This is a genomic window from Sphingomonas bacterium, assembly GCF_903642285.1.
In the GTDB taxonomy this organism is placed as follows: domain Bacteria; phylum Pseudomonadota; class Alphaproteobacteria; order Sphingomonadales; family Sphingomonadaceae; genus Sphingomonas.
Genome location: NZ_CAHJWJ010000002.1, coordinates 133,999 through 158,327 on the forward strand (window position 1 = coordinate 133,999; position 24,329 = coordinate 158,327).

The following is a 24,329-nucleotide window of genomic DNA, read 5'->3' on the forward strand; positions in this document are numbered from 1 at the left end:
CGTCGAATTTGCCTTGTATCTCCAGCATATACCTCGTTCATTTAGTTGATTCTCCTCTTCATTGCTCTCGTCGCAAGCACGGTTCCAAGCTTGCTCTTGCCAAAGCTTTTTTCGATCGCTGGAATGGTCAAGGCAGTATTTATTACTCTTTTCGACGTCATTTATTACCGATCGCTCCTCGCTAGTGAGACCAGCCGAAATGGTATGGCGAGGCGTTGCGGCGCTTGAAGCCATCGAAACGGTGATGTTTGTAGCGATGAAATACAAAAGAAAATTCCTGCCACAAAGTTTATTATCGAACATGGACGATCCTTTTGCCGAATCTATCAATTTGAGGCGAAAGATATGGACAATTAAACGGCAATTTGCGTGCAGTTTACCGCAAACACCCATCCAACCCATCGCCCCGCACCGTCCCCACCCGCCGCGCCAGCGTATCGCCATGCCGCCGCACGAACCCATGCGGGTCGATCGCGGCGCGCTTCTTGGGCAGCGGCAGGACGGCAGCAATGCGGCCGGCCTCCGTCGGCGACAAGTTCGACGCGTCGTGCCCGAAATATCGCATCGCACCCGCGTTCGCGCCGTAGGTGCCGATGCCGGTCTCGGCGATGTTGAGATAGACCTCCATGATCCGGCGCTTGCCCCACAGCGCCTCGATCAGGACGGTGAAATACGCCTCGAAACCTTTCCGGACATAGCCGCCGCCCTGGAACAGGAAGGCGTTCTTCGCGGTCTGCTGGCTGATCGTGGAGCCGCCGCGGATGCGGCCGCCTTGCGCGTTGCGCACCGCCGCGCCGGCCAGCGCGTGCCAGTCGAAGCCGTGGTGCTGGCAGAAGCGGGAGTCTTCGCCGGCGATCGCGGCGCGGGGCATGTCGGGGTCCATTCGGCTGAGCGGCATCCAGGTCTTGGTGACGCCGTGGCCGGCGATGACGTCGCCGAGCATGGTGAAGGTGAAGGGTGGGGGCACGAAGCGGTAGAAGCCGACCCACAGCACGGTGACGAGGACGAAGCCGAGGATGGCCTTCAGGAGGATGCGGAGGGCGCGGATCATGGGGTGATCCTAGAGCAAGAGGGCTGGGGATTGGAACGGCTCTTGGTATGTTGCACCAGACATCCCTGCGCCCACCCCGGCGAAGGCCGGGGCCCAGTCGGGAAAGCGGCCGTGAGGAAACGCATCGGATCGTCGCGGCTGTCCCCCCGACTGGACCCCGGCCTTCGCCGGGGTGGGGGAGGGGGCAGGCGGGCGTCGCCATGGGCGAGAGGATCGCCGCCGCCGCGCACCCTCCGTCACCCCGGCCTTGTGCCGGGGTCCATCGTGCCGCGCGCTTGGCGCTCCTGGTTCGAGCGGTGCGCTTGCCGCGCCATGGACCCCGGCGCGAGGCCGGGGTGACGGAGGGTTGGCGGATGATCACACTCAAGAATGGGTGGCTGGTGCCACCATCACCGTCACCCCGGCCTTGAGCCGGGGTCCCGCTTCTGCTTGTCCGCTGAAGAAGCGGGGCCCCGGGTCAAGCCCGGGGTGACGGGTGGGGGGGCGCTGATCGCAAGGTTTCGTCATGCCGCGTTTGTCCCGGCATCCAGAGCCACGCACGTTCGACTTGTGGCCCTGGACCCCGGGACGAGCCCGGGGTGACGAAGGGGGTCAGGCGTGCGTCCGCATCCCCGCCAGGATCGCCGCGGCCGCCGCGATTCCCGTCTCGTACGCGCCATGCGCGGTCGAGAAATCGGTCGGGTGGCAGGCCTCGCCCGCGAAGAAGATGCGGTCGTCCACCGGCTCGGCCAGTACCTGCCGCTGATGCGCCTGGCCGATCCGGGCATGCGAATAGCTGCCATGGATGAAGGGTTCGTGCCGCCAGCGGCTCGCGCCCGCCGGGGTCAATCGCCGCCGCCAGTCGCTGCCGAGGAGCGCGACCAGTTCGTCGATCGCAAACGCCGTCGCCGCGCCTTCGTCGTCCAGCGCCTCGGCACAATCGCCGCCAAAGAAGCTCTCGATCACCGGCAGGCCGAACGGGGAAAGACGATGGCTGGCGGTGCAATGGCTGTGCGGATTGCCGGTCAGATGCGCATTGGTCGGCCATGCGGGATCGTCGACCAGTGTGAACGCCTTGTCCGCCAACCCCAGCGGCAGCGCGGCGGCGGCGTCGTGCTTGGCGGGTAGTGGGGGATCGAAGACGAGGCGCTCGAACGCCGTAGTCGGCAGCGCGACGATCACGCGGTCGGCCTCGATCGTGCCCGCGGGCGTCTCGACCCGGATGCGTCGGCCGCGATGATCGATGCGGGTGACCGGCGTGTTCAGCCGGACGGGGACTTCGGCGGCGTGCGATGCGATCAGCGTGCCATAGCCTTCGCGGACCGCCCAATTGTCGTCGGTCGACGCGTTCTCATAGGCCGCCCAATCGTGGAGCGAGACCTGCGACAGCGGTGCGCCGTTCGCATAGCCGGAGATCGAGTCGATCATCGGCCGCCAGCGATCGTCCGTGGCGACGAAGTCGGACAGCGGGCGGTCGGGGCCGTCGACCGCCGCCATCGCGGCCTCGTTCCAGCGCGCGAAGGCGGCGTGTGCGGCTGTCTGGTCGGCGGGCGGGAAGCCGAGGTCACGCCACTGCGTGCGCCAGTTGGCGGGAGCGCGGTCGACGGTGAAGCCGGTGGCTTCCGCGATGCGGGTCCAGGGATTGCGCTTGGCGGAGTGAAGCCAGCCGCAGCCGAGGTCGACCACCATCCACCCCGGCGAAGGCCGGGGTCCAGGGGCGCGCGTTCGGGTGTCCGTTGCTGCGTTTACCCAACTGGACCCCGGCCTTCGCCGGGGTGGCTCGGAAAGAGTAACACTCCGCGCCCGCCCCCCAAGCCGGTCCTTCGCCTCGACCAGCAGCACGTCCTCGCCGGCGTCGTGCAACGCCCGCGCCGCCGCGGTTCCCGCCGCACCGCCGCCGATGACGACGGTGCCGACCATCTACGCCGCGATCAGGCGCTTTTCGCCGGCGATCCGCATCATCGCCTTTTGCAGCTTTTCGAACGCGCGGACCTCGATCTGGCGGACGCGTTCGCGCGACACGCTGTAGACCTGCGACAATTCCTCGAGAGTCTTGGGATCGTCGGTCAGCCGGCGCTCGGTCAGGATGTGCTTCTCGCGGTCGTTCAGGTCGTCCATCGCATCGACCAGCATCGAATGGCGGACGTTCGCCTCCTGCTCGTCGGCGACGATCTTGTCCTGAAGCGGCGCGTCGTCCTGCAACCAGTCCTGCCACTGGCCCTCGCCGTCTTCGCGCATCGGCACGTTCAGCGAGGTGTCGCCGCCCATCGCCATGCGGCGGTTCATGCTGGTCACCTCGGCCTCGGTCACGCCCAGGTCGGTCGCGATCTTGGCGACATGTTCGGGGCGCAGATCGCCGTCTTCGAACGCGTCGAGCTTGGACTTCATCCGGCGCAGGTTGAAGAACAATTTCTTCTGCGCCGCGGTGGTGCCCATCTTCACGAGGCTCCACGACCGCAGGATATATTCCTGGATCGACGCGCGGATCCACCACATCGCATAGGTCGCGAGGCGAAAACCCCGATCGGGTTCGAACTTCTTTACGCCCTGCATCAGGCCGATATTGCCCTCCGAGATCAGCTCCGACGTGGGCAGGCCATAGCCGCGATAGCCCATCGCGATCTTCGCGACGAGGCGGAGGTGGGAGGTGACCAGCTGTGCCGCCGCATCCGGATCGCCATGCTCCTGGAAACGCTTGGCGAGCATATATTCCTGCTCGGGCTGGAGCAGCGGGAATTTCTTGATCTCGGCGAGGTAGCGGTTGAGACCGGCTTCGCTACCGAGCGCTGGGATCGTCGCGGGGACGTTGCTGCGGGCTGGCATGGTTCTTACTCCCTCTTTGGACCTCGCCGCACTGCGGCACAGACCCGGTATCTATACGTGAAGCTGACTGAACAGTTCCTGCATGTCGGCGGGCATTTCGCTTTCGAACGCCATCGCAACCTGCGTTATCGGATGGATGAACCCCAGCCGCGCCGCGTGCAAGGCCTGGCGCCGGAACCCCAGCCTTTCCAATAACGCGCGTTTCGCCCCGCCGCCGCGGCCATAGACCGGGTCGCCGAGCAGCGCGTGGCCGATCGAGGCCATGTGGACGCGGACCTGGTGCGTCCGTCCGGTCTCCAACCGGCATTCGACGAGCGCCGCGCCCTGGAGCGGCTCGATCGTGCGGTAATGCGTCACCGCGCGCTTGCCGCCTTCGACGATCGCGATCTTCTTGCGGTTCTGCGGACTGCGCGCGAGCGGGGCGTCGACCGTGCCGCTGGCGGGGGTGGGGACGCCGGTGGTGATCGCCTTGTAGCGCCGGTCGATGCTGTGATCGTGGAACTGGCGGGCCAGCCCCTCGTGCGTGCGGTCGGTCTTCGCCGCGATCATCAGGCCGGACGTGTCCTTGTCGATCCGGTGGACGATCCCCGGCCGCGCGACCCCGCCGATCCCCGACAGCGATCCGCGGCAATGGTGGAGCAGCGCGTTGACGAGCGTGCCGTCGGGATTGCCCGCGGCGGGGTGGACGACCAGGCCGGCGGGCTTGTCGATCACGATGAGGTGTTCGTCCTCGTACGCAATGACGAGCGGAATATCCTGCGCCTCGTTATGTGCGGGCGTCGGGTCGGGCAGCGCGATCGCGAAGACCTGGCCACCCGCGGCCTTCTTGGCCGAATCGCGCCAGGCCAACCCGCCAAGCGACACCGCCCCGCTCGCGATCAGCACCTTCAACCGTTCGCGCGACAGCGTCGGCACCGCGTCCGCCAGCGCGCGATCGAGCCGCCAGCCATCCGCCTCGCCCGCGATCGTCGCTTCGATGATGGAAACCCCCCGGTTCATGTGGCACCGATGTGGCGATGGGCCGCATGATTTCAACCGAGCTGTTGGCGCGGATCGTCGCGGAGGCGGCGGTATCGCCGGGGGTGGAGGTGTGCGGGCTGCTGCTGGGGCGGGGCGGCCATGTCGAGGAAGCACGTCCCTCCCGCAATGTCGCGGCCGATCCATCGTGCATGTTCGAGATCGACCCCGCCGCCCTGATCGCTGCGCACCGCGCGGCGAGGGCAGGTGGCCCCGCGATCCTCGGCTGCTACCATTCGCACCCGTCGGGTTCGGCGGAACCATCGGCCCGCGACGCGGCGGATGCCGTGGCGGAAGGGTGGTTGTGGGCGATCGTCGCGGGGGACGGGGTGCGCGTCTGGCGGGCGGTTGCGGGTGGACCGGTATGGGGGCGGTTCGAGGAGGTTTGTTGACGGCAGAGATCGACGGCGAGCGGTCCGGCGGTTTTCGGACCGGCGATTCCCAGAGTTGCCGTTCCGCTCGTGCCCGGCTTTCCCGAAAACGATGGTATTTAGGGTATCACGGCAAAGGGGGATCGTTGGCGATTACCACCTTTCCGGCCTTAGTCTTAAGACGGATGGCTGGAGGAACAGTAGGGTTGGTCGGATAGCTCTGGCCGTCAAATTGCAATCGCGCTTCGTACCCGTTGATGATTCCACCGCCAGCGACGATGATGCCCAAATCGTGCCACCCATGCGTGATGCTCGGCAGAACGCGGACTGGCGGGCGGCGATCGAAATATTTGAAATCTGCCGGTAGCCGGCAGCAGTCAGGGACAGGACATAGAGGTCACAACCTCCGCTGCCGCACTCATCGAATTGTAGACCACCGGCAATTGTCGACATCGCGTAGATCAGCGCCTCAGGGCGTTTATCGCCATCAAGGTCAACCAACGCGACACTGTACCGAGTAAGATGATGGTCCTTCACGAAGGCCATGACGCCGGGCGTCATCATGGTGCTCAAAGATGCCGCGCCAAGAAGCATCATTGCGATCGACGATATCATGATCCACGCCCGCCAGCTAATGAGGTGCGGTCCATAGCATGGTTCTACCGTCTGGTCTTCTACAAAGGACCGTCGTTTCTTAAACAGCGGGCCTCGACCTACTTTCTTATAATAGCCATTTTATTGGATAGATCGAAGGATACAAACTCTTGGTATAATCCTTTACCTACACCGGGAGTTCTTACATATGCCCCCCAGCGGAATGTCCTAGCTATAGTATCACACGACATAAACTCAACACGATCAAGAACCCGACCATTAAAAAAGTCGTTTAGCTTTGATGTCGCATCACTCACCGAGGTGCCATCAACCAGTATACTGGATATGGATGTGCCTTCGTATAACCTAGTGTCTATCGTTATCTCGGCGTGCATAGAGCCACATGTAACACGACTTATAGTCTGTCTAGAAGACGCAGTTTCGGGATCCCTCATCCTAATGTCGGTGGGGCTAGACGCCTGGGCGCTTAATGACATTAATATCAACAAGGATTGAAACATGACTAATTAGTTCCGCTAAAGAAGGTATCAGTCCTTAATTATACGACGGATTAGAAGCGTCTCGTCCATCTAACCCAAAGCTCTTCCATAATCACCGCGACGGCATAGCATGGTGCGGGATAAAAGTGGGCGCGGTTTCATATAGATGGTAGCGCGCTGGCGTTGGCGTTGGCGGCGGGGGCAGCTTGGTTGAGCCGTCCACGGCGACCAACCATTGCTCCCAGACAGTGTATGCTCGAGTTTCGGTAAGACGTGTCAAACAGATAGTCGCGAACGAACCAGCAATCGTCCCACCGGCATATTCTCTAGATACAGCGCTACATTCGGCATCACGGTATGTTTCCCACGCCACTTTGGCTTGATCGAACGCTTTCACGGCCCCAGCCTCCATAGCGTTTGATCCAACATATGAGTCGATCTCTATCGCTCGCTGGCGGGCGGCGGCCATATATTGGGATAGGAGCTTATTTGCCTTAGCTAGCTTCTCGTTCTGACAAGCTTGATCGTCCGGGGTGCTCGTCCCAAGACACGGATCAGCAGCTTTTGCCTGCAAAGGCATAGCTACCGCAGCGATGGCGTAGAAGATCAAAGTCGACATGCCGTTCCTTTATATGTTCCCGGGCTTACGGCCGAAAGCTAAAGCCTGCAATCATCGCTGGAACAAGACCGTCCGCCCGCTCCGGCTTCCCCCGCAAACGAACCCGTAGCGGGAACGCCTCCCCGGCGATCGCCCCGGCGGCTGTCCAGGTTTCCGCTTTCCCCAAACCTCTTCCCGATTGCTCGTTCCCGAGATTGGCGCTCGGAGATGGAGAACCGGGAAAGATCGCGCCGACCGAACGGCTGCTTCTCTATCGCGGCCTGAGTCAACAGGCGCAGGGCACTCCCCGCCGCCGCGAGTGCGCCGGTCTGATGAATTGGTAGGCACCGAAATACAAATACTGTTTTTCTCCCGGGCTTGAGATCGCCACACGGGGTTCGTGCTTCTCTCCGGGGTCGGCACGTGGCCGCCCCATGATGGGGTAAGAGACAGCGGCGTGGATCAATCTTTTGGACGCCCTTGCCACTAGCGACAGGGCTGCAGCCATTACGATCTCACACCACCTTCATCCCCGTGAGGACATCTTCCTGCCGAGGCAGAACCGCGAAAGCTCCTGTTTGAGATCGTATCAGGCGGCCGCGGCCGCGGTGCCGGGTTCGTTGCCCCAGCGGAAGTCGGTGCCGTCCGTCCACATGCGGTGGAGCACGACGGCCAGGCGACGCGCGACGGCGACGATGGCGCGCCGCATGCCCCGGCGCTTTGCGACCTTCATCCCCCAAGCCTTAAGCCACGACCAATGCCGGCTTTGGGTCATCAGGATCTGCGCCGCTTCGTACAGCATCGTTCGCAGCATGATGTCACCGGACTTTGAGATGCCGCCATCATAGTCGATCTCGCCCGACTGATGCCGCCGGGGTGTCAGCCCGGCATGCGCACCAACCGCTCTGGAATGGACGAAGCGCTGCGGCTGGTCGATCGAGGCCCGATAGGTGAGCGCAACTACCGGGCCGACCCCGGGCGCGGTCATCAACCGCCGGCATACCGGATCGTGCCGGACCGTGTTGAGTAGCATCTTGTGGAGCGTGGCCAGCTGCTGGCGCATCACCCGCCGCACCGTCAGCAGCGGCTCGATGATCGCCGCCAGTCGTGGGAAGCCTCGACCAGGTGACGGATACGAGCCTCGTAACCGATCGTGCTCACGATACCGACCTTGAGGCCGAAGTTGCGCAGCGTGCCGCGCATGTCGGACTCGATGTCGATCAGCTTGCGCTGCACAAGCTTGCGGCTGGTCAGCAGCATGCGCTGCTCCTGCGCGGCCAGCGTCTTCACGTGCACCGGCTTGAACAGGCCGACCGCATCATCTGGGCGATCCCTCGCGCGTCGTTGCGGTCCGACTTGTTGATCTGCTGCGCCTGCAACAGAGCCTTCATGTGGCGGGTCTCGACGCAGATAACCGGCAGCCCCCGCCTCGCTCAGCCCGTTGACCAACCACTGCGACAGCGGCCCGGCCTCGATACCGACCCGAACATAATCGCCACCGACCGACGTCAGCAGTACGGCAATGTCATCCGGCTCGGTCGGCACCTTGCGCTCGCACACCACCTTGCCAGCATCGTCCACTACGCATACCGACGTCTCCTTCACCGAAACGTCCAGACCCACAAAATGCGCCATCGCTCCACTCCTTCCCTCGATGCACGAGGTCAGGCTGACCCCGATCCAGGCATCGTACGTGAAGCGGCTGCAATCTCGCCAAGATCGATATGCAGCCGCCGCGATACACCATCTTTCGGTAGCTGATGGCCTACTTGGACGTCGATGTTTGGGGCTGAACCCGAGCCTACCCCCTGTCCTACAAACCGCCGCCCGTGCCATGGCTGAGCGATGCCCTCCCACGCCACCCCGCTGTCCGTCGCCCTTGCCCGACCCCCCGTAACCCCTTGTTTTCCGCCAAAGTGGAAAGTGCATGGCATGCCTCCACTTCCTCCACTTCCAGCTCCGATCCGCGCCATCCCGGACGCCATTTCCCGCCCGCCGCCTTGCGCCCGCGACTCGCGCACGTCACAAGCGGCGCATAGTTTCAGGAACGCCCCATGCCCGTAAGTCCCGTCGATTTCGCCAGCCTGCTCTGTTCGCGCCTGTGCCACGATCTGTTGTCGCCGGTCGGTGCGCTGAACAACGGGCTGGAGCTGCTCGCCGACGAGACCGATCCGGCGATGCGCGAACGCTGCATGGACCTGCTCGCGGAAAGCGCGCGGACGTCGGCGAACAAGCTGAAGTTCTTCCGCCTGGCGTTCGGCGCGGCGGGCGGGTTCGGCGAGATGGTCGATGCGCGCGAAGCCAGGACCGCGATCGAGGGATTGTTCGCGGACAACAAGCGGCTGACGCTGGCGTGGATGGTCGAGGACGAGGTGCTGCCAAAGGCGGCGATCAAGGTGCTGCTGAACCTGGCGATGATCGCGGGCGACGCGCTGGTCCGCGGTGGTAAGCTGGACATCGGCGGCGAGAGCAATGGCGGTCAGGTCGAGATCGCGATCAAGATCGAGGGACCGCGTATCCTCCTCGATCCCGATCTGCGCCGCACGCTGGTGGAGGGGGAGGGCGCCGACGGCGTCACCGCGCGGGCGGCCGCCGCGTATCTGGTCCATACATTGGTCGCGCAAGGCAAGGGCCGGGTGCAGGTGTCGGAGCCTGCGGACGCGGTCATGATCTTCGGCGCGGCGTTCACGGCGGATGCCTCTGCGGGGTAACCGGAGGCGGGGCGGGTAAACGCGGTCTTAACCCCGAGCGGTGCAAGACGGCACGCGGCCACAGACGCTCGGGAACCCATGGACGATCTGCTTCAGGAATTCATCGCCGAAACCCGCGAGACGCTTGCAGCGCTGTCGGGCGAGATCGTGGCGTGGGAATCGATGCCGGCGGACCGGTCGCGGCTCGATTCGATCTTCCGGTTCGTCCACACCGTCAAGGGCAGCTGCGGCTTTCTCGACCTGCCGCGCCTGCTGCGCCTCAGCCATTTCGCCGAGGACGTGCTGGCGGCGGTGCGCGACGGCGTGCGTATCCCCGATGCGGCGCTGGTCAGCGCCGTGCTGGCGATCGTCGACCGGATCGGCGAGGTGGTCGAGGCGATCGATGCCGGCATTCCGCTCGACGATTCGTCCGAGGACCTGCTGATCGCGGCGCTGGCGGAAGATGCCGCGCCCGCCGCCGCACCGGTCGCGCAGACGATGGTGCCGCGCGCGCCGACGCGCAGCATCCGGTTGAACGTCGATCTGCTCGACCGGATGATGAGCGGCATGTCGGACATGGTGCTGGCGCGCAACGAACTCGCGCGGCGGCTGCGCGACGAGGTGGTCGATCCGCGGGTCGAGACCGCGCTGGAGCGCCTGTCGCTGACCGTGGCCGAGATGCGCGAGACCGTGACGCGGACGCGCATGCAAAAGATCGAGGCGCTGTTTTCCGCGCTGCCGCGCATGGTGCGCGACACCGCGGGCGAACTGGGCAAATCCGTGACGCTGGATATCGACGGTGCGGATGTCGAACTGGACCGCGAGATGATCGAGATGATGCGCGATCCGCTGGTCCACATCATTCGCAACGCGGTGGACCACGGCCTGGAATCCCCCGCCGATCGCCGCACCGCGGGCAAGCGCGATACCGGGCAGTTGACGGTGTCCGCGCGGCAGGCAGGCAACCAGATCGTGATCGAGATCGCCGATGACGGTCGCGGGATCGACGTCGCCGCCGTGGCCGCGAAGGCGGTCGCGCGCGGGCTGCATACCGCGGCGCAGGTGGCCGCGATGGACGAGGCGCAGAAGGTCGCTCTGGTCTTCGAACCCGGCCTGTCCAGCCGCGACAGCGTCACCTCGATTTCCGGGCGCGGCGTCGGCATGGACGTGGTGCGCGCCAATATCGAACATATCGGCGGCCGCATCCTCCTGCAGAACCGGCCGCGCCAGGGTCTGACGATCGTCATCCTGGTGCCGCTGACGCTGTCGATCCTGCCGACGATCGTCGTCGGCGTAGGCGGCGAACGCTTCGCGCTTGCCCGGCAGTCGGTCGAGGAGATCGTCAAGCTGTCGGGTGCCTCCGTGCGGACCGACGTCATCGGCGGCCGTCCCGTGGTCACCGTGCGCGGCCGCCGGTTGCCGCTGGTCGATCTGGCCGGGCTGATCGGCGTCGGCACCCCGTCCGCGGAAACGCTGGCGATCGTATCGACGCGCGACGGCACCTATGCGCTGGCGATCGAGGCAGTGCTGGATACCGAGGAACTGGTGGTGAAACCCGCCGCGCCGGCGGTGATGGCGACCGGGCTGTACGCCGGCCAGACCTTGCCCGACAGCGGCCTGCCGATGCTGCTGCTCGACGGCGCGGGGATCGCCAAGATCGCCGGGCTGCGCTTCGACCAGCTGCTCGTCCAGGAGACCGAGGTCGCGCAGACCGAGGCACCGGGTGTAGCCGCCTTGCTGTTCGAGGATCTCGACGGTCGTCGCAGGGTCATGCCGCTCGCCGCGATCGACCGGGTCGAACAGGTTGAGGCCGCCGCGGTTCGCCACAGCGCCGGGCGGTTGCGGATCGCGATCGGCGGCAATCTGATCCTGCTCCACGCGGTGGCGGATCATGCCGTTCGCCCGGTATTGACGGTATTGCGGCTGACCGACGGCGTACGCGAGATCGGCTACGCCGTCGCCGACCCGATCGAGATCGTCACCCTGCCCGCGGATACCGCACCCGCTTACGGGAACGGGCCGATCGCGGGCGTGGTGATGATCGAGGGCGAACAGGTCGAACTGATCGACATCCATGCGATGTTCGCGGGCGAGGAGGGACCGGTCGCGGGCCGGACGATCTGCCTGTTGAACGACGATGCCGGCGGCTGGATGCGCATTTTTCTTCAGCCGGCGCTGGAGGCGAGCGGCTATCGCTGCGTCACCGAATTTCCCGCCGGCGAACGACCCGCCATCGCGCTGGCGATGGAAGGCGCGGTCGAGACGCCGGGCCTGCCGACCCTGCGGCTGCGGCGCGACGTCGGCCGGAACGGGCCCGACGACGCCAGTATCTACCGGTACGATCGTGCTGCCCTGCTGGACGCCATCGCCACGCACGTCCGCACCGGAAAGGCCGCCTGATGGAATTGTTCCTCGTCGCACAAATCGCCGGTCGCTGGGTGGCGATCGATACCGGTCAGGTCGAATCGGTCGTCGATCTGGGCGAGATCGTCGCGGTTCCCGGGGCCAGTCGCGCGATCCGGGGGCTGGCTGCGCTGCGGAGCAGGGTCGTGACCGTGGTCGATACCGGCACCGCACTCGGCATCGATCCGACCCCCGCCGATACGACGCGCGCGGTCATCACCTGGATCGACGGGCATCATTACGCGGTGCTGGTCGAGGCGTTGGAGGACGTCCGCGAATTCGTGCGCCAGCCATTGTCGCGCGGGCTGGTGCTGGATCGCGGCTGGGCGACGATCGGGACGGGCCTGATCGAACGCGACGGCGAACCGCTGCTGATCGTCGATCTGGCCGCTCTGGTCCCGACATTCGCCGCCGCTGCTTAACGCGACGCTTACGCTTTGCTGTCACACACGCGCTATCCAGCGGGGAAGATCATTCCATGAAGACCTGTCTTGTCGTCGACGACTCCAAGGTGATCCGTAAGGTCGCGCGTCATATTCTGGAGACCATGGACTTTGCGGTGAGCGAGGCCTGCGACGGGCGCGAGGCGCTCGACGCGTGCATGTTGGCGGCACCGGACGTCATCCTGCTCGACTGGAACATGCCGGTGATGAGCGGCATGGATTTCCTGCGCGCATTGCGCGAGTCGACGATCGTCAAGCGGCCGAAGGTCGTGTTCTGCACGACCGAGAACGGCATGGCGTATATCCGCGCGGCCATCGAGGCGGGCGCGGACGAATATGTCATGAAACCGTTCGATCGGGACACGCTGGAAAGCAAGCTCCAGATCGTCGGCATGGCCTGATCCGGCGTCGGACGATGATATCGGCATCTCCCGTTTCCGCGCGCAACGTTCCGCCCGATCACCGGTCGGTGTTGATCGTCGACGATTCGGCGGTGGCGCGGTCGATGATCGCGCGCATGGTCGACGCGAGCGACCGATACGCCGTTGCGGGGTCCGTCGCGAACGTCGACGCCGCCTTCGCCTTCCTGATGCGCGCACGCGTCGACGTCATCCTGCTGGATCTGGAGATGCCGGGCGTGAGCGGCCTGACCGCGCTGCCCGATCTCATCACCGCCGGGCGGGGCGCCAAAATCCTCGTCGTGTCGGCGTCGACTCCCGATGGCGCATCCGCCACGGTGCAGGCGCTCGCCCTCGGTGCGGCGGACACGCTGGTGAAGCCGGGTGCCCAGACGACGTCGAGCCGTTTTGCCGAACTGCTGTCCGAACGGCTCGATCGGTTGTTCGACCCGCCCGCGCTCGTCGTACCCAGGGGTGCCGGCGCGGCCGTCGAGCCGAAGCTGTCGGCGGCACCGCCGTGTCCGACATCCGCAGCATCGGGACGCGGTACGTTCGATGTCGTCGCGATCGGCGCATCGACGGGCGGGATTCACGCGCTTAGCCTGTTGTTGCGCGAATTGCCCGCATCGTTCAGCGCCCCGATCCTGATTACGCAGCATCTGCCCACGACCTTCATGTCGCATTTCGCGGCGCAGCTGGCGGTGCTCGGTGGCCGACCGTGCGACGTCGCCACCGATTACATGCGGATCCGCCCCGGCCGGATCGTCGTCGCGCCCGGCGATCATCATATGAAAGTCGTCGCATTGACCGACGGTGCGGCGATCCGGTTGATCGATGATACGGTCGCCAGCGGCTGTCTGCCGTCGATCGATCCGATGTTCGACAGCATCGCCGAGGTCTTTGGCGCAAGGGCGTTGGGCATCGTGCTGAGCGGCATGGGTCGCGATGGCTCGACCGGGGCCGTCAGCCTGCATCGGGCCGGCGGCACGGTCATTGCACAGGATGTCGCCAGCTCGGTCGTATGGGGCATGCCCGGCGCGGCGGTGGCGACGGGCGTCGTCAGCGCCACGATGCCCCCCGACGCGATCGGCCGACTGATCGCGGCGCGTCCGAAGCCATGATCCACGAACCGATCCTCGCATCCGGCGCATCCTCCACCACGGTCAGCGTCCTGACCGCGCTGCTCGAGGCGCGGACCGGGCAGCAGATGGCTGCGTACCGGTCCTGGCGGATCGACACCGCGCTTAAGCCGCTGCTGCGCGACCGCGGCTTCGACTCGCTCGACCGGCTCGTCCAGCTGTTGCTCGACGGGACCGAGCCGACGATCGGCGATGCCATCGTCGATGCGCTGCTGAACCAGGAAACCTCGTTCTTCCGCGATGCGCAGGTGTTCGACCTGATCGTCGAGGCGGTCGCGGCGGTCGAGGGGACGGGTCGCGTGCCGCGTATCTGGTGTGCGGGTTGCTCGACCGGCCAGGAGCCGCTGTCGCTGGCGATGGTCTTCGCCGAACGTGCCGAAGACACCGGCAAACGCGCGCCGGAGATCGTCGCGACCGACGTATCCCCCGCCGCGATCACGCGGGCGAAGACCGGCCGCTATACCCAGTTCGAAATCCAGCGCGGATTGCCGATCCGGCGGATGATGCGCTGGTTCGACAGTGAAGGTGCGGACTGGACGGCGAAGCCCGTATTGACCGGCGCGGTTCGCTATAGCCGCCACAATCTGGTCGGGGGCCGGCCGCCGCCCGGACGGTTCGATATCGTGCTGTGCCGCAACGTGCTGCTGTACCTCGCGCCCGAGACGAAGGCGACGGCGTTCGCGGGGATCGCGGCCGCGATGAACCCCGGCGGGACGCTGGCACTAGGTGCTGGCGAGACGGTGATCGGCCAGACCCGTGCCTTCACGCCAAGCAAGACGCATCGCGGGCTCTACACGCACACCGGCTGACGGTTTACATTGCTGGGCCGCTCGGCCAAGCATCCGCGGTGACGTTTTCGCTACCGATCATCGAGACGCCCTCGCCCAATTTCGACGAACGCGCACTGCCGGTGTCGATGATCGTGCTACATTATACCGGCATGAAGGACGGACCGAGCGCCATCGCGCGATTGCGCGATCCGGCAGCGAAGGTCTCCGCGCATTATATCGTAGCGGAGGACGGCACGATCGTCCGGATGGTCGCGGAGGACAAGCGTGCCTGGCATGCGGGCCGGGCGCATTGGCGGACGATCGACGACGTCAATTCGGCCAGCATCGGGATCGAGATCGTCAATCCCGGGCATGAATTCGGCTATCGGCCGTTTCCCGACGAGCAGATCGGCGCGCTGGTGCCGCTCGTTGCGGATATCAAGGCGCGCTACGGGATCGGTCGGGGCGACGTGGTCGGCCATTCCGACATCGCACCCGCGCGCAAGCGCGATCCGGGTGAACTGTTCCCCTGGCACACGCTGGCCCGCGTCCGCCTCGCGCTGCCGCGACCGACGCGTAATCTGATGGACCCGATGTGGACCGAGGCCGGCTTCCTGCTGGCGCTCGAACGCTTCGGCTATGACGTCGAGGACCGGATGGCCGCGATCATGGCGTTCCAGCGCCGCTTCCGCCCCGAATTGATCGACGGCGAGATCGACGGCGAATGCCGCATGATCCTGCTCGCGCTCCTGCTTCCCAAACCGCAGGGCGACGACTAGAGGAGAGCATGTCAGAGGGTCGGGCGGCCGCGGGCGTTTTCGGACGCGCGAGGAAAGTCCGGGCTCCATGGAACGACGGTGCCGGGTAACGCCCGGCGGCCCCGGGCTCGATCCGGGGTCAGGGAAAGTGCCACAGAGAGCAGACGGCTACGGCTTCGGCCAAGTCAGGGTGAAAGGGTGCGGCAAGAGCGCACCGCGCGACCGGTAACGGAAGCGGCACGGCAAACCCCACCGGGAGCAAGACCGAATAGGGATGGCATGGGGTTCGCCCCGGGGCGTGTTCCCGCCTGCCGTCCGGGTTGGTCGCTTGAGGCGGCGCGCAAGCGTCGTCCTAGAGGAATGGTCGCACACCTCCTTTACGGAGGGGACAGAACCCGGCTTACAGACCCTCTGGCAATTTCCCGTCCGCCGGCACACCGTAAAGGTCGTGCTCGTCCGCATCCTCGACGACGACCGGTACGATATCGCCCACCGCCAGATGTCCCGCGTCGCGCAGGAAGACCTCGCCGTCGATCTCGGGCGCATCGGCCTTGGAGCGGCCAGTGGCCCCGCCGTCTTCATCGACCGCATCGATCAGTACGTGGATCGTTCGGCCGATCTTCGCGGCGAGCTTCGCGGCGGAGATCGCGGCGGTCCGCTCCATGATCCGGGCGTAGCGTGCCTCCTTCACCGACTCGGGCACCGGATCGGGCAGGGCGTTCGCGGTCGCCCCCTCGACGGGTTCGAACCGGAACGCGCCGACGCGGTCGAGCTGCGCCTCGTCCAGCCAGTCGAGCAGATACTGGAAATCGCCTTCCGTCTCGCCGGGGAAACCGACGACGAAGGTCGACCGGATCGCAATGTCGGGGCAGATGTCGCGCCAGGCGTGGATGCGGCTCAGGACCTTCGCATCGTTCGCAGGGCGCTTCATCCGGCGCAGCACTGCGGGCGCGGCGTGCTGGAACGGGATGTCCAGGTACGGCAGCACCAGCCCCTCCGCCATCAGCGGGATGACTTGGTCGACATGGGGGTAGGGGTAGACATAATGCAGCCGCACCCACGGCGCGATATGCCCCAGTTCGCGCGCGAGATCGGTCATGTGCGCGCGGACCTCGCGGCCGTGCCAGGGGCGCGGCTGATGGCGGATGTCGACGCCGTAAGCCGACGTGTCCTGGCTGATGACCAGCAACTCCTTCGTCCCCGCGGCGACCAGCTTCTCCGCCTCGCGCAGGATCGCGTCGGGACGACGACTGACCAGATCGCCGCGCAGGCTCGGGATGATGCAGAAGGCGCAGCGGTGGTTGCAGCCTTCGGAGATCTTCAGGTAGCTGTAATGGCGCGGCGTCAGCTTCAGGTCGGTATCTTCGACCGCGCCGCCTGCCGGGTGCTCCCTTGTACCGACGAGATCGAGATAGGGCGACCGTTGGGCGGGGGCCGCCAAATGGACCGCCTCTACCACCTGTTCGTACTGGTGCGCGCCCGTGACCGCGAGCACTTGCGGGAAGCGCGTCCGGATCGTCTCGGCTTCCTTGCCCATGCATCCGGTCACGATGACGCGGCCGTTCTCTGCGATCGCCTCGCCGATCGCCTCCAGCGATTCCTCCTTCGCGCTGTCGAGGAAGCCGCAGGTATTGACCAGCACGACGTCCGCGCCCGCATAGTCGGGCGACATGCGATAGCCGTCGGCGCGCAGCTTCGTCAGAATGCGTTCGCTGTCCACGAGGTTCTTCGGACAGCCGAGCGAAACCATGCCGACGCGCGGCGGGGAAGGGAGACGGGTTGCCATTGGAGGTGCGGCACATAGCGCCATCCGCCATATTTTTCCAGCGCTTGCATTATTCCCGTTCCCCCGCGAAGGCGGGGGTCCAGTCCGGACGGCAGGACTGGACCCCGCCTTCGCGGGGGAACGGGGAAGGCGATGCTCGCAATTGGCCTGATGTCCGGCACCTCGCTCGACGGCATCGATGCCGCGTTGATCGAAACCGATGGCCGCGACCATGCCCGGCCGATCGCGTTTCGGGGCGAGGCCTATTCCGACGCGGCGCGCGCGCAACTGGCAGAGGCGACCGCGGCGGCGCTGACCTATGACCGTCCGCGCGCCAGTCCGCCTTTGATTGCCGCCGCCGAACTGATCGACCGTTGCCACGTCTTCGCGGTGCGCAAGCTGTTAGCGGATGCACAGGTTGCCGCCACGGATATCGACGTCATCGGCTATCACGGCCAGACCGTCGCGCACCGGCCCGACCGCGGCTGGACGTGGCAGATCGGCGATGGCGCGGTGATCGCGGCGGCGACTGGGATCACGACGGTGTCCGATTTCCGAAGCGCGGACGTCGCTGCCGGCGGGCAGGGGGCACCGCTATTGCCGGTGTACCATGCCGCGCTGGCCGCCGGGCTGGAGAAGCCGCTGGCGATCCTGAATCTGGGCGGCGTCGCGAACGTGACCTGGATCGGCCCGGACGGCGATCTGGTGGCGTTCGACACCGGCCCGGCGAACGGCCTGATCGACAGCTGGGTCGAGGAGGCGCGCGGGCTTCGCTTCGACGAGGGCGGTGCGATCGCCGCCGCCGGGCGGGTCGATGATGCCGTCCTGACCGCGATGCTGGACAATCCCTGGTTCGACGCGCTCCCGCCCAAATCGCTCGACCGCGGCGACTTCACGATCCAGCCGGCTCGTGGCTTGTCGGTCGAGGACGGTGCCGCCACGCTAACCGATTTTACCGCACAGACCGTTGCACTGGCGCTTCGTCTGTTACCCGCAATACCGCGCCGGTTGATCGTCGTCGGGGGCGGGCGCCACAATCCGACGCTGCTGCGCGCCATCGCGAATCACACCGGGCTGACCCCCGAATCGAGCGACTCGCTTGGATGGAACGGCGACTCGGTGGAGGCGGAGGGCTTCGCCTATATGGCGGCCCGAACGCTGCAGGGGCTGCCGATCAGCTATCCGGGGACGACTGGCACACCCTGTTCGGTCGTCGGCGGCGCGATCCACCGTATGTAAGCGTCGATTGGACGAAACGGCGGATTTGTTCATGGACTCCGCGGCGCGCCATTATCACACGTTAACTCTGGCGAACCGGGAGGGACCGTCCCGCATGGAATCCGATCTTCGATATTATACGCGGCGTATCAGCATGGAGCACCGGGCGGCGGCATGCGCGGTGACTGCGAAGGCGCGCGACCGCCGGCTGCAACTGGTCGAACGCTACCGTGCGAAGGTGGCCGAACTCGTCGGCTGAGCCTCAGCGTTTCCGCGTCAGTTCGCGCATGCCCTCGTCCAGCCCGCCCAGCGTCAACGCATACATGCGATCGTTCATCAATTCGCGGATGATGCCGATCGATTGCGAATAGCCCCATTGCTCCTTCATCACCGGGTTCAGCCACACCGCCGCCGGATAGGTCGTGGTCAGCCGGTGCATCCACGCCGCCCCCGATTCCTCGTTGAAATGTTCGACCGATCCACCGGGGTGCGTGATCTCGTACGGACTCATCGACGCGTCGCCGACGAACACCAGCTTATAGTCGTGGCCGAATTTATGAAGCACGTCCCACATCGGCGTGCGTTCGGCGAAGCGGCGCTTGTTGTCCTTCCACACGCCCTCGTACGGGCAGTTGTGGAAGTAGAAGAATTCGAGGTTCTTGAACTCGCTGGTAGCCGCCGAAAACAGCTCCTCGCATAGCTTCACGAACGGGTCCATCGATCCGCCGACATCGAGGAACAGCAGCAGCTTCACCGCATTGCGCTGTTCCGCGCGCATGACGATGTCGAGATAGCCCTGCCGCGCGGTGCCCGCGATCGTGCCGTCGATGTCGAGTTCGTCCGTCGCGCCTTCGCGCGCGAAACGGCGCAGGCGGCGCAGCGCGATCTTGATGTTGCGCGTGCCCAGTTCGCGCGTGTTGTCCAGGTTGCGAAACTCGCGCTGGTCCCAGACCTTCACCGCGCGCTTGTGCGTCGACTCGCCGCCGATCCGGATGCCTTCGGGATTATAGCCCGAATTGCCGAACGGGCTGGTCCCGCCGGTGCCGATCCATTTGTTCCCGCCCTGATGGCGTTTTTCCTGTTCGGCCAGACGCTTCTGGAGCGTATCCATGATCTCGTCCCAGGAGCCTAGCGCTTTGATCGCCTCCATTTCCTCCGGCGTCAGAAACTTCTCCGCGACCGCCTTCAGCCAGTCGGCGGGCAGTTCCTGCCCCTGCGTCCCGAACGTCGTGGCGATCCCGCGGAACACCTTCGCGAAGACCTGATCGAACCGGTCGAGCAGCCCCTCGTCCTTCACGTACACCGCGCGCGAGAGGTAATAGAAATCCTCCGGCGTCCGCTCGATCACATCGGCGTCCAGTGCCTCGAGCAGCAGCAGATGCTCCTTAAGGCTGGCAGGGATGCCGGCACTGCGCAGCTCGTCGAGGAAATTCAGGAACATGCCGGCCTCAGTCGCTGACGCTGGTCGTCGTGGTGGCGACGGGGGCCGGGCCTGCGGGCACCACCGGCAACTCGATGAAGCTCGCCTCGCGCGGGGCGTGGAATATCGTGACCGTCGCCTTGCGGTAATCGGCCGGCTTCGCGTCGAGGATATTGGCGACATAGGTCTGCGGGTTGCGGTCGTAGAGCGGGAACCAGCTCGACTGGATCTGCACCATGATGCGGTGGCCGGGCAGAAACATGTGGTTCGCGTTCGGGAGCGCGAAGCGGATCGTCGTCGGCCGGTTGGCGACGAGCGGTTCGGGGGTGCCGAACCCCTTCGCGGCATAGCGCCCGCGGAAGATATCCATCGCGATGCCGAGCTGATAGCCGCCCATTTCGGGCTTTTCGGGATATTCGTCCGGATAGACGTCGATCAGCTTCACGACGAAATCGCCATCGGTGCCGGTCGTCGCGGCGATCAGGTTGACGACGGGTGCGCCGCCGATCGCGACGGCTTGCGTGAGCGCCGGGGTTTCGTAGACGAGTACGTCCGGGCGATCCGCGAAGGCGCGCTGGTCGTCCGCGAGCCAGCGGCCCCAGGTCGATCCCTTGGCATAGGTCGGGCGGATCGGGCGCAAACGGTACGGGATCGGCTTGGCGGGATCGGAGACGTAGCTGTCGCTCGCGGCGTCGGCGGTGCGCACGAGCGGACCTGTGAAGGACAGCTGGCCGGCGGGTGCCAGGTACAGCCGCTGTACGGGCGACGCACAGCCGGCGCTGCAGGCCTGCGGCCAGTGATCCAGCCTTTGCCAGTCGTTCGCGCCGGTCCGGAACGCGAGTACCGGCGGCAGGTTCGCCGAGCTACCCCCGGTTTTGAGATGCTCGTCCAGAAACGGCAGCATGACGTTGCGGCGGAACCAGAGCGCGGTATCGCTGCCGAACTGAACCGCTCCCAGCGACGACCCGTCGCCCGCCCAGCCGCCATGCTTCCACGGGCCGATGACCAGATGGTTGACGTGATCCCGATCGTTCCTGCTCACCGCCTCATACGCGGCGACCGCGCCGTACATGTCCTCCTGGTCCCATTGCCCGGCGACCCACAAGGTCGGTACCGTCTGTTTCTGTTTCGGCAGGATTTCGTCCAGCGCCTGCGCATGCCAGAACGCATCATAGGCGGGATGGTCGTGCATCCGGTTGACATAGGGCAGCTGGCCAAGCCCCCGGCTCTTCACGAAAGCGGAGGCGGAACCGGCGCGCAGGAAAGTATCGTAATCGTCGTACGCATCACGCCACAGATCGCCCGCATCGCCCTTCGCGGCGTCCTGCGCATAGTAATAGTCGTATCCGATTAACCGGAATGCGCCGCCGTGGAAATCGTCGTCGTTCATCCACGTATTGATGACCGGATTTTCCGGCACCGCGGCCTTCAGTGCCGGATGCGGATGGACCAGCGCCATCGCCGCCATCATGCCGTCATAGCTGGTGCCGGCGATGCCCACGCGGCCATTGGTACCGGCGACATGCTTCACCAGCCAGTCGATCGTGTCGTACGCGTCGGTCGAATGATCGATGCCCGACGCGTTGAGGGGCCCCGCCAGCGGGCGCTCGTTGACATAGGCCCCTTCCGACCCGTGCTTGCCGCGGACGTCCTCGAACACCAGGATATAGCCTGCCGTCAGCAGCATCGCGTTGGCGGGCGACACCAGCATCGCGCCGTGCGCGCTCGACGCCTTGCTGCTCGAATCGTCGGCTCCATAAGGCGTCCGGTCGAGCAGGATCGGCGCGTCCTTCAGGCCCCTGGGCGACAGGATGATCGCGTGGAGCTTCACGCCGTCGCGCATCGGGATGTCGACTTCGGTCCGGCTATGGTCGAAGCCGGTATTGGCGGGGGTGAAATGCGCCGGGATGTCGGGCGGCAATTGCTGCGCCGATGCGGTGCCGGACAATAAGAGGAGAAGGCTCGCGAAGCATGCGCGCATGGGTCGTTCCGTCGATCGAGGTCGACGCAGTCGTGCCAGTGCAACCGTCCCTAGCGCAACCTCTTAGTGGGCCCGCCGCCCTGCATCGGGGACATAGGCGTCGATCAACGCGGCGACGTCGTCGGGATGGCGTCCGGTCAGCCCGCGCGTCGGCGGCCCGGGGGCGTAGACGAAGCCGCTGACGGGATAGACCGTCGTGCCGAGCCCGTCCGAATCCCGGTACCAGACCTTCACGTCGGTCCAGTCGTTGTTCGGCGAGACGTCGTACAACGTCACGTCCTGTTCGGCATGCCCACGCTCGCCATTCTGCCGCGACCAGTTGGCATGGGTCAGCATGACGACCCGGCTTTCGACGATCCGGCTGATGACGGCGACATGGCCGAGCGGCAGGCGGCCGGTGCGGCGAAAGACGATGACCGCGCCGACTTCGGGCCAGTGGCCGCGTTCATATCTGCCCTGTGCCTGGTCCCACCAGCTCCAGGCGTCGCCGTAGATCTCGATCCCCGACGCCGCGCGCGCGAACGGCACGCATTGGCCGACATAGTCGAGCAGCGGCGCGGCGACGCCGGGCGCAGAGACGGCCATGGAGGCGATGAGGAGGCCAAGCTTGCGCCACGCGATACGCATGCACTCTGTCTAGCGGGGCGGGGTGACCTCTGGGTTAGTCGATGTGGTTAACGGAAAGATGTGCGGAACCATCATTTCCGATCTTTATCATCCTATGAATCATAGACATTCTTCAGATGACAAGAGTGACACCTCATAGCGGCGACGACGAAATGGAGAATGCGAATGAACAGGACGGGGGCGATGCTGGCGCTGGCTGGCTGCTTGATCAGCGCAACGGCGAGCGCGCAGAGTTTCAACTATTGGCCTGCGGCGGCAGCGGTCGGTGACCGCACGATGTACGTGCCGATGGGCACACCGCTGACGCTGATAACCCGCACGCAAGTGTCCACGAAGGACAACAAGTCCGGCGACCGGATTTATTTCACCGTCGCCGAGACGATGTCGTTTCGTGGGCAGGTCGTGATCCCGGCGGGTGCGGTCGCCGTTGGCGAAGTCGCGCGGTCGGATCGCAACGGACATCTCGGCAAGAAGGGCAAGATCGACATCAACCTGCTCTATGTCGAGACGCCCAACGGCCCGGTCCGCCTATCGGGCGGGGCCGCCAACCGGGGGACCAGCGGTGTCATTCCGTCGGTTGCGACGATCGTCTTCGTCAGCTGGCTCGGTTATTTCATTCACGGCACCAGCGCGCATATTCCGCCCAATGTACCGGTCCACGCCTATCTCGCAGAGGATCTGCACTTCGCGATGGGCACGCCGGCCCCCGCCGTCGCGGCGACCGCGGTCCAGCCGGACGTGGTCCGCACACTGCCCGCGAGCTTCGACGACGCGCACCGGTCGAAGGTCGTACAGACCGCGCAACGCTGATCCGTTCGGCATCCGCGGATTACCCGCGGATGCCGATCGCTTAGGGCCGGTTCGCCTGTCGCTTCGCCATGAACGCCAATCGTTCGAACAGCATCACGTCCTGTTCGTTCTTCAGCAGCGCACCGTGGAGCGGCGGGATCGCCTTGGTCGGGTCGCGGTTCTGCAGGACGTCGAGCGGCATGTCCTCGTGCAGCAACAGCTTCAGCCAGTCGAGCAATTCGCTTGTCGAAGGCTTTTTCTTCAGCCCCGGTACGTCGCGGACGTCATAGAAGATGTCCATCGCCTTCGACACCAGGATCTTCTGGATGCCGGGGAAATGGACATCGACGATAGCCTGCATCGTCGCGCGGTCGGGGAACTTGATATAGTGGAAGAAGCATCGGCGAAGGAATGCATCGGGCAGTTCCTTTTCGTTGTTGCTCGTGATGACGACGATCGGCCGTTCCACCGCGCGCACCGTCTCCTTCGTCTCGTAGACATGGAATTCCATGCGATCGAGTTCTTGGAGAAGGTCGTTGGGAAATTCGATATCGGCCTTGTCGATCTCGTCGATCAGCAGGACGGGGGGCTGGTCCATCGTGAACGCCTCCCACAATTTTCCGCGGCGGATATAGTTGGCGATGTCGTGGACCCGCTCGTCGCCCAGCTGGCCGTCGCGAAGCCGGGCGACCGCGTCATATTCGTACAGACCCTGCTGCGCCTTGGTCGTCGATTTCACGTTCCATTCGATCAGCGGCGCGTTGACCGCCTTGGCGATCTCGTAGGCCAGTACGGTCTTGCCGGTGCCGGGCTCGCCCTTGACGAGGAGGGGGCGGCGAAGCGTCACCGCGGCGTTGACGGCGACCTTCAGGTCGTCGGTCGCGACATAGCTCTGCGTGCCTTCGAAGCGCTTCATGGCCGATCCGTCTCTCTTCAAAACCGGATCGTTCGATGGCGGATCAGGCGGTTCGGCGCAAGCCGGTCGACCGTGTCCG

21 protein-coding genes, 1 other RNA gene and 2 pseudogenes are annotated in these 24,329 nt (G+C 65.3%); 12 read left to right on the forward strand and 12 right to left on the reverse strand.

Annotation, left to right across the window (positions count from 1 at the left end):
• Positions 1–376: 376 nt before the first annotated feature.
• The 4 genes from mtgA to HUU99_RS01790 all read right to left on the reverse strand — a co-directional run bounded on the left by mtgA (position 377) and on the right by HUU99_RS01790 (position 4,852).
• Entirely contained in the window at positions 377–1,051 is a 675-nt protein-coding gene (mtgA, locus tag HUU99_RS01775; RefSeq protein WP_174284855.1) for a monofunctional biosynthetic peptidoglycan transglycosylase, read from the reverse strand.
• 591 nt (positions 1,052–1,642) lie between these two features.
• On the reverse strand, positions 1,643–2,950 hold the full coding sequence (locus tag HUU99_RS01780; RefSeq protein ID WP_174284856.1) for a flavin monoamine oxidase family protein: 1,308 nt from the start codon (positions 2,948–2,950) through the stop codon (positions 1,643–1,645).
• Complete coding sequence (gene rpoH / locus HUU99_RS01785) at positions 2,951–3,853, reverse strand: RNA polymerase sigma factor RpoH (RefSeq protein ID WP_174284857.1); 903 nt, start codon at positions 3,851–3,853, stop codon at positions 2,951–2,953.
• A 51-nt stretch (positions 3,854–3,904) separates the two neighbouring features.
• Positions 3,905–4,852 carry an RluA family pseudouridine synthase gene (locus tag HUU99_RS01790; RefSeq protein WP_174284858.1) on the reverse strand — a complete coding sequence of 316 codons (948 nt, stop codon included), beginning with the start codon at positions 4,850–4,852 and terminating at the stop codon, positions 3,905–3,907.
• A 17-nt stretch (positions 4,853–4,869) separates the two neighbouring features.
• Here HUU99_RS01790 and HUU99_RS01795 point away from each other — a divergent pair, with 17 nt between their 5' ends.
• The gene (locus HUU99_RS01795; RefSeq protein WP_174284859.1) at positions 4,870–5,262 is read left to right on the forward strand and encodes a M67 family metallopeptidase; all 393 of its coding nucleotides are present in this window, start codon (positions 4,870–4,872) and stop codon (positions 5,260–5,262) included.
• A gap of 132 nt (positions 5,263–5,394) precedes the next feature.
• Here the strand turns inward: HUU99_RS01795 and HUU99_RS01800 are convergent, their stop codons facing one another.
• The 3 genes and pseudogenes from HUU99_RS01800 to HUU99_RS01810 all read right to left on the reverse strand — a co-directional run bounded on the left by HUU99_RS01800 (position 5,395) and on the right by HUU99_RS01810 (position 8,568).
• Positions 5,395–5,856 (reverse strand): hypothetical protein, encoded by a 462-nt coding sequence (locus HUU99_RS01800; protein ID WP_174284860.1) that lies wholly within the window; start codon positions 5,854–5,856, stop codon positions 5,395–5,397.
• Between the two features lie 591 nt (positions 5,857–6,447).
• Positions 6,448–6,954, reverse strand: coding sequence for a lysozyme inhibitor LprI family protein (locus tag HUU99_RS01805; protein WP_174284861.1), 507 nt, complete (start codon positions 6,952–6,954; stop codon positions 6,448–6,450).
• A gap of 568 nt (positions 6,955–7,522) precedes the next feature.
• Positions 7,523–8,568, reverse strand: a pseudogene (locus HUU99_RS01810) (IS110 family transposase).
• Positions 8,569–8,987: 419 nt separating this feature from the next.
• Between HUU99_RS01810 and HUU99_RS01815 the strand changes: the two are divergent.
• The 8 genes from HUU99_RS01815 to rnpB all read left to right on the forward strand — a co-directional run bounded on the left by HUU99_RS01815 (position 8,988) and on the right by rnpB (position 15,953).
• Positions 8,988–9,644 (forward strand): histidine phosphotransferase family protein, encoded by a 657-nt coding sequence (locus HUU99_RS01815; protein WP_174284862.1) that lies wholly within the window; start codon positions 8,988–8,990, stop codon positions 9,642–9,644.
• Positions 9,645–9,722: 78 nt separating this feature from the next.
• Complete coding sequence (locus HUU99_RS01820; RefSeq protein WP_174284863.1) at positions 9,723–12,023, forward strand: chemotaxis protein CheA; 2,301 nt, start codon at positions 9,723–9,725, stop codon at positions 12,021–12,023.
• On the forward strand, positions 12,023–12,448 hold the full coding sequence (locus tag HUU99_RS01825) for a chemotaxis protein CheW (protein WP_174284864.1): 426 nt from the start codon (positions 12,023–12,025) through the stop codon (positions 12,446–12,448). The genes HUU99_RS01820 and HUU99_RS01825 overlap by 1 nt, the downstream gene beginning before the upstream one ends.
• A 56-nt stretch (positions 12,449–12,504) precedes the next feature.
• The gene (locus tag HUU99_RS01830; protein ID WP_174284865.1) at positions 12,505–12,870 is read left to right on the forward strand and encodes a response regulator; all 366 of its coding nucleotides are present in this window, start codon (positions 12,505–12,507) and stop codon (positions 12,868–12,870) included.
• A gap of 14 nt (positions 12,871–12,884) precedes the next feature.
• Positions 12,885–13,988 carry a chemotaxis-specific protein-glutamate methyltransferase CheB gene (gene cheB, locus HUU99_RS01835; RefSeq protein WP_174284866.1) on the forward strand — a complete coding sequence of 368 codons (1,104 nt, stop codon included), beginning with the start codon at positions 12,885–12,887 and terminating at the stop codon, positions 13,986–13,988.
• Positions 13,985–14,815, forward strand: coding sequence for a CheR family methyltransferase (locus HUU99_RS01840; protein ID WP_174284867.1), 831 nt, complete (start codon positions 13,985–13,987; stop codon positions 14,813–14,815). The genes cheB and HUU99_RS01840 overlap by 4 nt, the downstream gene beginning before the upstream one ends.
• Positions 14,816–14,922: 107 nt before the next feature.
• Positions 14,923–15,555 carry an N-acetylmuramoyl-L-alanine amidase gene (locus HUU99_RS01845; RefSeq protein ID WP_174284912.1) on the forward strand — a complete coding sequence of 211 codons (633 nt, stop codon included), beginning with the start codon at positions 14,923–14,925 and terminating at the stop codon, positions 15,553–15,555.
• Between the two features lie 11 nt (positions 15,556–15,566).
• Positions 15,567–15,953, forward strand: an RNA gene (rnpB, locus tag HUU99_RS01850) — RNase P RNA component class A.
• Positions 15,954–15,961: 8 nt separating this feature from the next.
• Here the strand turns inward: rnpB and rimO are convergent.
• A pseudogene (gene rimO / locus HUU99_RS01855) lies at positions 15,962–17,320 on the reverse strand (30S ribosomal protein S12 methylthiotransferase RimO); the annotation flags it as partial.
• 132 nt (positions 17,321–17,452) lie between these two features.
• Between rimO and HUU99_RS01860 the strand changes: the two are divergent.
• Both HUU99_RS01860 and HUU99_RS01865 read left to right on the forward strand, forming a co-directional pair.
• Entirely contained in the window at positions 17,453–18,538 is a 1,086-nt protein-coding gene (locus tag HUU99_RS01860; protein WP_174284868.1) for an anhydro-N-acetylmuramic acid kinase, read from the forward strand.
• A gap of 94 nt (positions 18,539–18,632) precedes the next feature.
• Positions 18,633–18,776, forward strand: a complete 144-nt coding sequence (locus tag HUU99_RS01865) for a hypothetical protein (protein ID WP_174284869.1) — start codon at positions 18,633–18,635, stop codon at positions 18,774–18,776.
• Between the two features lie 3 nt (positions 18,777–18,779).
• Here HUU99_RS01865 and HUU99_RS01870 read toward each other — a convergent pair whose 3' ends face one another.
• The 3 genes from HUU99_RS01870 to HUU99_RS01880 form a co-directional block, all read right to left on the reverse strand.
• Entirely contained in the window at positions 18,780–19,958 is a 1,179-nt protein-coding gene (locus HUU99_RS01870) for a vWA domain-containing protein (RefSeq protein ID WP_174284870.1), read from the reverse strand.
• Between the two features lie 7 nt (positions 19,959–19,965).
• Positions 19,966–21,918 (reverse strand): CocE/NonD family hydrolase, encoded by a 1,953-nt coding sequence (locus HUU99_RS01875; RefSeq protein WP_174284871.1) that lies wholly within the window; start codon positions 21,916–21,918, stop codon positions 19,966–19,968.
• Positions 21,919–21,981: 63 nt separating this feature from the next.
• A complete protein-coding gene (locus tag HUU99_RS01880; RefSeq protein ID WP_174284872.1) occupies positions 21,982–22,545 on the reverse strand; it encodes a CHAP domain-containing protein in 564 nt (187 codons plus the stop codon).
• A gap of 165 nt (positions 22,546–22,710) precedes the next feature.
• On the opposite strand from HUU99_RS01880, the gene HUU99_RS01885 reads away from it, so the two are divergent.
• The gene (locus tag HUU99_RS01885) at positions 22,711–23,355 is read left to right on the forward strand and encodes a hypothetical protein (RefSeq protein WP_174284873.1); all 645 of its coding nucleotides are present in this window, start codon (positions 22,711–22,713) and stop codon (positions 23,353–23,355) included.
• Between the two features lie 40 nt (positions 23,356–23,395).
• On the opposite strand, the gene HUU99_RS01890 is transcribed toward HUU99_RS01885, so the two are convergent.
• Positions 23,396–24,250 carry an AAA family ATPase gene (locus HUU99_RS01890; protein ID WP_174284874.1) on the reverse strand — a complete coding sequence of 285 codons (855 nt, stop codon included), beginning with the start codon at positions 24,248–24,250 and terminating at the stop codon, positions 23,396–23,398.
• Between the last annotated feature and the right edge of the window lie 79 nt (positions 24,251–24,329).

What these genes read in the sequence shown, in the direction of transcription:
- mtgA (WP_174284855.1), bottom strand. Translation starts at nt 1,051, where the DNA reads ATGATCCGCGCCCTCCGCATCCTCCTGAAGGCCATCCTCGGCTTCGTC.
- HUU99_RS01780 (WP_174284856.1), bottom strand. Translation starts at nt 2,950, where the DNA reads ATGGTCGGCACCGTCGTCATCGGCGGCGGTGCGGCGGGAACCGCGGCG.
- rpoH (WP_174284857.1), bottom strand. Translation starts at nt 3,853, where the DNA reads ATGCCAGCCCGCAGCAACGTCCCCGCGACGATCCCAGCGCTCGGTAGC.
- HUU99_RS01790 (WP_174284858.1), bottom strand. Translation starts at nt 4,852, where the DNA reads ATGAACCGGGGGGTTTCCATCATCGAAGCGACGATCGCGGGCGAGGCG.
- HUU99_RS01795 (WP_174284859.1), top strand. Translation starts at nt 4,870, where the DNA reads ATGGGCCGCATGATTTCAACCGAGCTGTTGGCGCGGATCGTCGCGGAG.
- HUU99_RS01800 (WP_174284860.1), bottom strand. Translation starts at nt 5,856, where the DNA reads ATGATATCGTCGATCGCAATGATGCTTCTTGGCGCGGCATCTTTGAGC.
- HUU99_RS01805 (WP_174284861.1), bottom strand. Translation starts at nt 6,954, where the DNA reads ATGTCGACTTTGATCTTCTACGCCATCGCTGCGGTAGCTATGCCTTTG.
- HUU99_RS01815 (WP_174284862.1), top strand. Translation starts at nt 8,988, where the DNA reads ATGCCCGTAAGTCCCGTCGATTTCGCCAGCCTGCTCTGTTCGCGCCTG.
- HUU99_RS01820 (WP_174284863.1), top strand. Translation starts at nt 9,723, where the DNA reads ATGGACGATCTGCTTCAGGAATTCATCGCCGAAACCCGCGAGACGCTT.
- HUU99_RS01825 (WP_174284864.1), top strand. Translation starts at nt 12,023, where the DNA reads ATGGAATTGTTCCTCGTCGCACAAATCGCCGGTCGCTGGGTGGCGATC.
- HUU99_RS01830 (WP_174284865.1), top strand. Translation starts at nt 12,505, where the DNA reads ATGAAGACCTGTCTTGTCGTCGACGACTCCAAGGTGATCCGTAAGGTC.
- cheB (WP_174284866.1), top strand. Translation starts at nt 12,885, where the DNA reads ATGATATCGGCATCTCCCGTTTCCGCGCGCAACGTTCCGCCCGATCAC.
- HUU99_RS01840 (WP_174284867.1), top strand. Translation starts at nt 13,985, where the DNA reads ATGATCCACGAACCGATCCTCGCATCCGGCGCATCCTCCACCACGGTC.
- HUU99_RS01845 (WP_174284912.1), top strand. Translation starts at nt 14,923, where the DNA reads ATGATCGTGCTACATTATACCGGCATGAAGGACGGACCGAGCGCCATC.
- HUU99_RS01860 (WP_174284868.1), top strand. Translation starts at nt 17,453, where the DNA reads ATGCTCGCAATTGGCCTGATGTCCGGCACCTCGCTCGACGGCATCGAT.
- HUU99_RS01865 (WP_174284869.1), top strand. Translation starts at nt 18,633, where the DNA reads ATGGAATCCGATCTTCGATATTATACGCGGCGTATCAGCATGGAGCAC.
- HUU99_RS01870 (WP_174284870.1), bottom strand. Translation starts at nt 19,958, where the DNA reads ATGTTCCTGAATTTCCTCGACGAGCTGCGCAGTGCCGGCATCCCTGCC.
- HUU99_RS01875 (WP_174284871.1), bottom strand. Translation starts at nt 21,918, where the DNA reads ATGCGCGCATGCTTCGCGAGCCTTCTCCTCTTATTGTCCGGCACCGCA.
- HUU99_RS01880 (WP_174284872.1), bottom strand. Translation starts at nt 22,545, where the DNA reads ATGCGTATCGCGTGGCGCAAGCTTGGCCTCCTCATCGCCTCCATGGCC.
- HUU99_RS01885 (WP_174284873.1), top strand. Translation starts at nt 22,711, where the DNA reads ATGAACAGGACGGGGGCGATGCTGGCGCTGGCTGGCTGCTTGATCAGC.
- HUU99_RS01890 (WP_174284874.1), bottom strand. Translation starts at nt 24,250, where the DNA reads ATGAAGCGCTTCGAAGGCACGCAGAGCTATGTCGCGACCGACGACCTG.